The following is a 7357-nucleotide window of genomic DNA, read 5'->3' as shown; positions in this document are numbered from 1 at the left end:
GCTCGCCCCCGACCCGGCCCGCCCGACCTGACCCGTCGTCACGACCCGCCGGTCTCCGGTGGCCGCCGGGGGCCGGACGCCGTAGCGGAGACGCCGCTCGCGCGCCCGATCCACGGCCCGACACTCGGGGTCAGGGCCGACACCGCGGCCCGGCGTCGACAACGAGGCGTTGTGGCGCCGCCGCCCGACGACCTCGTCGCCGTGGGTCGACACCCGGGCGACCCGACCCCGGGCAACGGACACCGCGATTGGGGGGGGTGTGCGCCGGGCGCCCCGGAGAGCCCCAGGGCCTGCCGCGGATCGCGAAACGCTCCCAGATGCGCACGAGTTCGCGCCGTTGCGCGGAATCGGCGTCCCTGATCCGCAGGAACAACTCGTTGGCGGTCGCCTCGGCCCCTACGAGTTCTGCCCACTCGAGGTCGCACGCGGCCCGGGCGGCCCGCGACAGATCCGCGCGGAACGCTGCCAGAGCGGGCACGTCGTCCAGGCACCTCTCGTCGAGTTCGAGGTCGTAGTCGGGGTCCCCGGCCAGGTACGCGGCCCGGCTTCGGGGGTAGGCGCCCTCCAGGAACCAGCCGGCGTGCTGATCCGGCTGGTGGAGCGGGCAGTCCCCGGGCAGGGCCGGTCGGCGTGCGTCGCGGTCGTGACGCCCGCCTCGTCGCGGCTTACGCGTCGCAGGGCGTCGTTGTAGGGGATGCCCTCGCGGTTCGCGAGGGCCCGGGTGGCCTGCTTGCGCGCGTTGTTGCCGGACCTGGTCACGTCGATCTCCGTTTCGCGGCCCGCACCCCGCCGACGAAATCGTGGCGACATCAAGCGACTTCGTCGCGGGCCCGAGGGGTCTGGGCCGGGATCCGGATGCGGTGCGGGCGCGCTCTCCCGTTACGGCGCGGACATGCCCGCCGAAACCGATGCGCGTGCCGATGCCGCCCGGATCGCGCCAGCCCGGATCGGGGCGGCGCTGGGCGCGGCATTGGCCGCCCAGGACGCGCTGGGCGTACGCGCGCTGGGGATGCTCCGGGACGCGCGGTGCTTCCTGACCGAGCCGCAGGGCTTGGAGTATCCGGCGGCCCACGCGGTGGCGAGTTGCCGGATGGCCATCGACTTCCTCCTGCAACTGTCGAAGATGACTACCGGCCCGGGTCTCCTGAGCGCAGCCAGAGCGGTCCTCGGCGATGTCGACGCGCTCTTGGCAAGCGCGGATCCCGAATCCGACGCGTACGACCCGACCTCGGCGGCCCTGGAGAAGCTGCGGCTCGCACGCGAGGACCTGGCCGGAGAGCTCGGCGTGCCCGGCGGCTTCCACAACCGCCGCGCCCAGAAGATCGTGGAAGCCGCCCTGGGCCTCGCCCTGACGCCGGCGGGCGAAACGGCGCTCCGAGTGTGGTCCGACCTCTACAAGCGTGCCTCCGGCACGGTGCACGGTTCGTCCGTGACCGACGAGGTGGCGACCGCGTTGTTCAACGAACTGGTCCGGGCGACCGAGCAGGTCTTCCTGCCCCGGCCCGAACGCGCCGACCGCGTCGTTGCCCTCGCGCAACTGAGCGACCCCACGGCGGCCGACGCCGACGAAGTCGCGTCGTGGTCCGACCCGATCGCCACCAGATACTTCCTGGCCGCCGCGATCAGCCCGACCTGGCTGACATTCCTGCCCGAGACGCTCCTGCTTCCCTATGCCGAGACCTGGGACGCGCGCCCCTACCTCGACAAGGTCGGCGTCGGCAAGGGCGGCGGTCGCCTCGAGCAGGACGCGGTCCTGGTCGGCCGGGTCGTCCAGGAGCACCCCGGCCCGTGCGTGGGCGTATGCGCAGTCCTGAGCGCTCAGCGCGATGCGCTGCCCGGTGACCGGGCTCAGCGGGTCGACGCGGAACGGATCCGCCGTCGGCCGGTCGAATTCGGGGATGTTCGCGCGGGCGGGATGGTCGGCCATGTCCGCCACCAGGGCGGCGTTGACGCGCGCGGGCCCGGCGGCTCCTGCCCGATCCCGTGCGTGGACTGCGAGGAAGCTGAGCGCGCACATCAACTTGTAGACGATTTCGCCCGGTTCGGAGAACTGCGAGCCTTCACCGTCGTCGCCCCGGGAGTGGAAGGTGCGCAGGGGCAGGGCGATCGAGGCGCTACCGTCACGGTGGAGCTCCGCGCGCACGGCGTCGTTCCCCGAGGTTTCGGTCACGCTCAGTCGGCGCGGCCCCACGGTCGCACGTCCGAACATGCGGTGAGCCTGGCCGAGGTAGAGCTGTGTGACGAGGAGTTGTTCCCGGTAGAGGGCGAACCGCGCCGCGTCGATGATCATGTCCCCGGGATCCTCGGGGACGACAGTGACGATCGGGTGCGGCGTCGTGCGGACGGCCAAGGCGTCGACGAGCTCCTCCTCGACGTCGACCAGGCGCCGGTCGCGTTCGACGGCAGCGGTGTGCCGGGCGGTGGCGACGTCCGTCTGCGTGAGCCATTCCGTCTTGCTCACGCCGCGGCGAGGATAGCGCAGGGTGTGCTGGGACGGCCTGGTCGGCGGAGCGGTCACCGCGTGCGGTCCGTACGGGCTGCGCGGCACCACCAACAGCAGGAACCCCCTCCCCGGACTCTCGGGGTTGGCGACCCGAAACGCCTCGTAGCGCACCGGCGGCGCCGTGTTGCCGGCGATCACCCGGCGAACGTGCCGCAGGTGGGCGTCGTCCAGATCCACGTTGAACACCTTGCTCGGACCCTCCCGGTCTCGGCCATCCCGAGAACCACGACCCCTCCCGCTCGGTTGGCGAAGGAGGCGACATCCTTGGCCGGCTCCTCACGGCCCTTGTCGTCAGCGGTGTAATGCTCCCGTTGAAGTCCAAGTCCTCACTCTCGGCGGCTTCGAAACTGCCGACGAGCTCGGCGATGCGTCCCGTGGTCCACCGCGTCGAGACGACGACCCGGCAGCCCTTCTCGTCGAGGCAGCCGACGCGAACGGCCACCACCCCGCCCGGCTCCCGGCGCCCGTCCAAACAGCCCTCGACACCCACGAGCGCGCCGTCTTCGACGACGGCACCGTCCTGGCCTTCATCTCCCAGGCCAAAGGCGGTGCCGGACACCACGACCAAGCCGAGGCGTACAGGCAACGCGCACTGGCCCTTGTCCCACATACCCGGACCTCCAGACGAATCCGGCGCAGACCCTGCTGCGCCGCAACGCCCGAGGAGCACCCCGTCAATCCCTGTCTCAGGGTCTGTACAGGGAAGTCGGTTTCACAGTCCCCGCCTCGGCTGAGGATCGGGCGCGCGTGGCTCGACGAGCAGCCGGTGGGCGTTCTCCTGCGCCGGCCACCGGACACCTCCCGAGCCGTACAGCTGCCGGCGATGGATCTCCCGGACATGTCGCCCCAAGTGGTTGCTTCTTGGTGGCTCGGGGGTCCCTCCTGATGCCCCGGGCAATTCCACGGTGATGCGGAGCCCGCCGGCAGGGCATGGGGTAAGCGTGAGGGTTCCGTCGTGTGCCTCGGTGATGGTCTTGACGATGGCCAGGCCCAGGCCGACGCCTGCCTGGTCGGTGTGGATGCGCTCGGTGCCGCGCTGGAAGGGTTCGGTGAGAGTCGCGACCAGTTGTGGGGAGAGCTGCTCGCCGGTGTTCTCTACGGTGAGCACCACGGTCTTGGGGCGGATGCCGGTGTGGACACGGACGGTGCCCCGTTCCGGCACGTTGTGCACGATCGCGTTGTGTACGAGGTTCGTGGTGAGCTGCAGCAGGAGCGCGGGCGAACCGGTCGTGGGGGTGATGTTGCCGCTGGTCTCGAGGGTGACACCGTGCTTTTCCGCGAGCGGGTGGAGCGTTTCGGCTGCTTCCTCCGCGACGAGGGACAGGTCGACGTGCTCTCGGACGAAGGACCGCTGGTTGGCGCGGCTGAGGAGGAGCAGCGCCTCGGTGAGGTCGATGGCCCGGGTGTTGACGGTGTGGAGGCGGTCGACGAGTTCGCCGGTGTTGTGGTTCGGATCGGCGCGAGCGACCTCGATGAGTGTCTTCGAGATCGCCAGCGGGGTACGCAGCTCGTGCGAGGCGTTGGCGGCGAATCTCCGCTGCTCCGCGACATGTGTCTCGAGCTGCGCGAGCATCATGTCGAAGGCGTCGGCGAGTTCACGGAACTCGTCCTCGCGGCCCGGCAGACGGATCCGGTGGGACAGCGATCCGGCCGCGGCCGTGCGGGTGGCGTGGGTGATGCGGTCCAGGGGGGCGAGCATGCGTCCGGCGAGGAGCCATCCGCCCCCAAGACCGAACACCAGCAGGGATGCCAGTACGGCCGCTACCGCTGGGCCGAAGCCCTGCAGGAGGACGGTGTTGATCAGCATCCCCGATGGGTAGCTTCGCAGGAGGAAGACCCACACCGCCGCGAGCAGCAGGACGCCGGCCAGCATGAGGAATCCGACGTAGCTGAGGGTGAGTTTGAGGCGCACGCTCCATCCGGGCTGCCTATCCACGATCACCATCCCCATGCCCAGTGCCGCGCGTCGTGTCGATGTGGTAGCCGACGCCCGGCACAGTGGCGATGAACCAGGGTTCGCCGAGGCGTTTGCGCAGGGCGGAGACCGTGATGCGTACGGCGTTGGTGAACGGGTCGGCGTTCTCGTCCCACGCGCGCTCCAGGAGCTCTTCGGCGCTGACGACACCGCCTTCGGCGGCGACGAGGACTTCGAGGACCGCGAACTGTTTGCGGGTGAGCGCAATGTAGCGGTCGTCGCGGTAGACCTCGCGACGGAACGGATCCAGGCGCAGGCCCGCGATCTCTCGCACCGGTGGCCGGTTGTGGGCGCGCCTGCGATCGAGGGCCCTGAGCCTGAGCACGAGCTCCAGGAGTTCGAAAGGTTTCGTGAGGTAGTCGTCGGCGCCGAGTCCGAACCCGGATGCCTTGTCGTCGAGCCGGTCGGCTGCGGTGAGCATGAGGACGGGCATGCCGCTGCCGGCGGCGACGATGCGTCTGGTGACCTCGTCGCCGGAAGGTCCTGGGATATCGCGGTCGAGAACGGCGATGTCGTAGGCGTTGATGCTCAGCAGTTCCAGAGCGGTGTCACCGTCACCGGCGATGTCGGCCGCGATCGCTTGCAGGCGCAGGCCATCGCGGATGGCTTCTGCCATATAGGGCTCGTCCTCGACGATCAAGACACGCATGTGCTCAAGGCTACGAGTCGGCGAATATCGTCGGCGTATCGAAAACCGCATACGTGTCGGCAACGCCGGGGTGTTTTCACTGGCGGCATGCCTCGAACTCCAGCATCGGCACGATCGACGACGAGTCGCCGGGTTCGCTGGTGGCGTGGCTGAACCTGTGCGGCGGGCTGCTCGGCGACAAGTCCCATGCGGGCGGTGACCTCATCGCGGTCAGCCACGACGTCGCCGCCGAGAACCGCGATCCGGCCGGCACCGCTCGTTATCCGGTGGACCCGCCCCGGGCGGTGCGCACCACGGTGGCCGGCGAGAAGGGCCCGCCGGCGGTGTAGGTAACGCATCCGGGTTCCGTACGGGCGATGCCCAGGGGCGGCTGCCGGACGGACTCGCGGGACGCCGGCGCGACAAAGACGTTTCCGATGGCGCGGATCGACCGGATCCCGATCCGCGGTGTGGAGCCGAAGAACGCGTGGCTGCTGCCGGCTACGGGCAGTGACCACCGGCCGGTGGCGGCCGGCATCAGTGGTGAGCGCCGCGTGATGCGCCGGTGGTGACATATCGTCGACGTATCGAGAACTGCATACGCCCAAGCAACACCCCGCCGCCTTCACTGGCGGCATGTACTCCAGCGAACCAGCACGAGCAGCAGCCGGGAATCTTGTCGTCAGGCCGATCAGCGCCACCGAGCACGTGGCGTTCGTGCAGGCCCAGCGGTCGGTCAGCTTTTTGCAGACCCCGGCGTGGGGCCGCGTCAAGACCGAGTGGCGCAGCGAGTCCCTCGGCTGGTTCGACGGTCGGCGCCTGGTCGGTGCGGGGCTCGTCCTGCACCGCCCGGTGCCGAGGCTCGACCGCTTCACGCTGGCGTATCTGCCCGAGGGCCCGATCATCGACTGGAATGGCGAGATCGGTGCCTGGCTCGATCCGCTGGCGGCGTATCTCAAGGAGCGCGGCGCGTTCGCGATCCGGCTCGGCCCGCCGGTGGTCACGGACACCTGGAGCGCCGCCCAGGTCAAGGAGGGCATCGCCCACCCGGACATCCGGCGGCTGACCGACCTGCCGCAGCAGTGGGGCGACCCGGTCGGCGCCCGCGTGAGCAGCGGGCTCAAAGAGGCGGGCTGGCTGCTGCAGAACCCGCAGGACGGGTTCGGGGACGGGCATCCGCAGTTCAAATACGAGATCCCGCTGGCAGACAGGACCGAGGACGAGCTGCTCAGGGGCATGAGCCAACAGTGGCGCCGCAACATCAAGAAGGCGGCCAAGGAGCGCGTCGAGGTCACGGTCGGCGACGGGGGTCCGGAAGACTTGAAGGCGTTCCACGACCTCTACGTCCACACCGCCGAGCGCGACCGCTTCACACCCCGGCCGCTGCGCTACTTCGAGACCATGTACGCGGAGCTGAGCGCCGAGGACCCCGAGCGGATCACGCTCTACCTGGCCCACCACCAGGGCGACTTGGTCGCCGCCACTGTCCTGGTCCGCGTCGGAGCCCACGCGGTGTACGCCTATGGCGCCTCCGCCACCGAGAAGCGCGAGGTGCGGGGCTCCAACGCCTGCCAGTGGGCGATGATCCGCGACGCCCTCGCGGCCGACTGCGACGTCTACGACCTGCGCGGCATCACCCCCACCCTCCACGCCGACGATCCGCACGTCGGTCTGGTCCGCTTCAAAGCCGGCACCGGCGGCCGGGCGGTGCGGTACGTCGGCGAATGGGACCTGCCGCTGCGGCCGATGATCTACCGGGCCTTCGACCTCTATATGAGGCGGCGCCGACGCTGAATCACACAGCCGACTACGCGAGCGCGGCGGCGACTTCGTCGAGCCGCACCCCGCGGGAAGCCTTGACCAGCACCACATCGCCGGCGGCGAGGCGGTCGCGCAGCCAGTCGACGGCCGCATCGTTGTCGGCGAGGACCACCCCTTGCTCTCCCGCGCCGACGGCGATCGGCCGGGCCGCCTCGCCGACGGCGGCCACCACGTCGGCTCGGGCGGCGGCGTACGCCCCGACGGCGCGGTGCTCGGCCACGCTGTCGTCGCCGAGTTCGAGCATTTCGCCCAGTACGGCGATGCGGCGCCCGCCCTCGATGGCCATCAGCGCGTCGAGGGCGGCGCGGGTCGAGTCGGGGTTGGCGTTGTAGGAGTCGTTGAGCAGCGTCGCCCCGCAGGCGAGGCCGCGCGGCTCCAGCCGCCACGGCGACAGCGAGGCGGTGGCCAGCCCGGCAGTGGCCAGGTCGAG

General features: G+C 70.4%; 5 protein-coding genes and 1 pseudogene. 3 read left to right on the top strand and 3 right to left on the bottom strand.

Annotated elements, in window-relative coordinates; genetic code table 11:
- Positions 1-892 precede the first annotated feature (892 nt).
- Positions 893-2806, top strand: a complete 1914-nt coding sequence (locus GT354_RS07340) for a hypothetical protein (protein ID WP_161355440.1) — start codon at positions 893-895, stop codon at positions 2804-2806.
- 409 nt (positions 2807-3215) lie between these two features.
- Here GT354_RS07340 and GT354_RS07335 read toward each other — a convergent pair whose 3' ends face one another.
- A complete protein-coding gene (locus tag GT354_RS07335; protein WP_161355439.1) occupies positions 3216-4439 on the bottom strand; it encodes a HAMP domain-containing sensor histidine kinase in 1224 nt (407 codons plus the stop codon).
- Positions 4432-5127 (bottom strand): response regulator transcription factor, encoded by a 696-nt coding sequence (locus GT354_RS07330; protein WP_161355438.1) that lies wholly within the window; start codon positions 5125-5127, stop codon positions 4432-4434. Before GT354_RS07330 ends, GT354_RS07335 begins: the two co-directional genes overlap by 8 nt.
- Positions 5128-5273: 146 nt before the next feature.
- Here GT354_RS07330 and GT354_RS07325 point away from each other — a divergent pair.
- Together GT354_RS07325 and GT354_RS07320 are read left to right on the top strand one after the other, a co-directional pair.
- Positions 5274-5678: pseudogene (locus GT354_RS07325) on the top strand (hypothetical protein); the annotation flags it as partial.
- A 64-nt stretch (positions 5679-5742) separates the two neighbouring features.
- Positions 5743-6900 (top strand): peptidoglycan bridge formation glycyltransferase FemA/FemB family protein, encoded by a 1158-nt coding sequence (locus tag GT354_RS07320; protein WP_161355437.1) that lies wholly within the window; start codon positions 5743-5745, stop codon positions 6898-6900.
- 13 nt (positions 6901-6913) lie between these two features.
- Here GT354_RS07320 and GT354_RS07315 read toward each other — a convergent pair.
- Positions 6914-7357 (bottom strand): cyanophycin synthetase (locus GT354_RS07315; protein WP_272923770.1); only part of this gene is annotated, 444 nt, incomplete at its 5' end.

Source organism: Streptomyces sp. SID3343 (assembly GCF_009865215.1).
In the GTDB taxonomy this organism is placed as follows: domain Bacteria; phylum Actinomycetota; class Actinomycetes; order Streptomycetales; family Streptomycetaceae; genus Embleya.
Note: the sequence above shows the minus strand (reverse complement) of the source record. Positions and strands in the feature narration are given on the sequence as shown.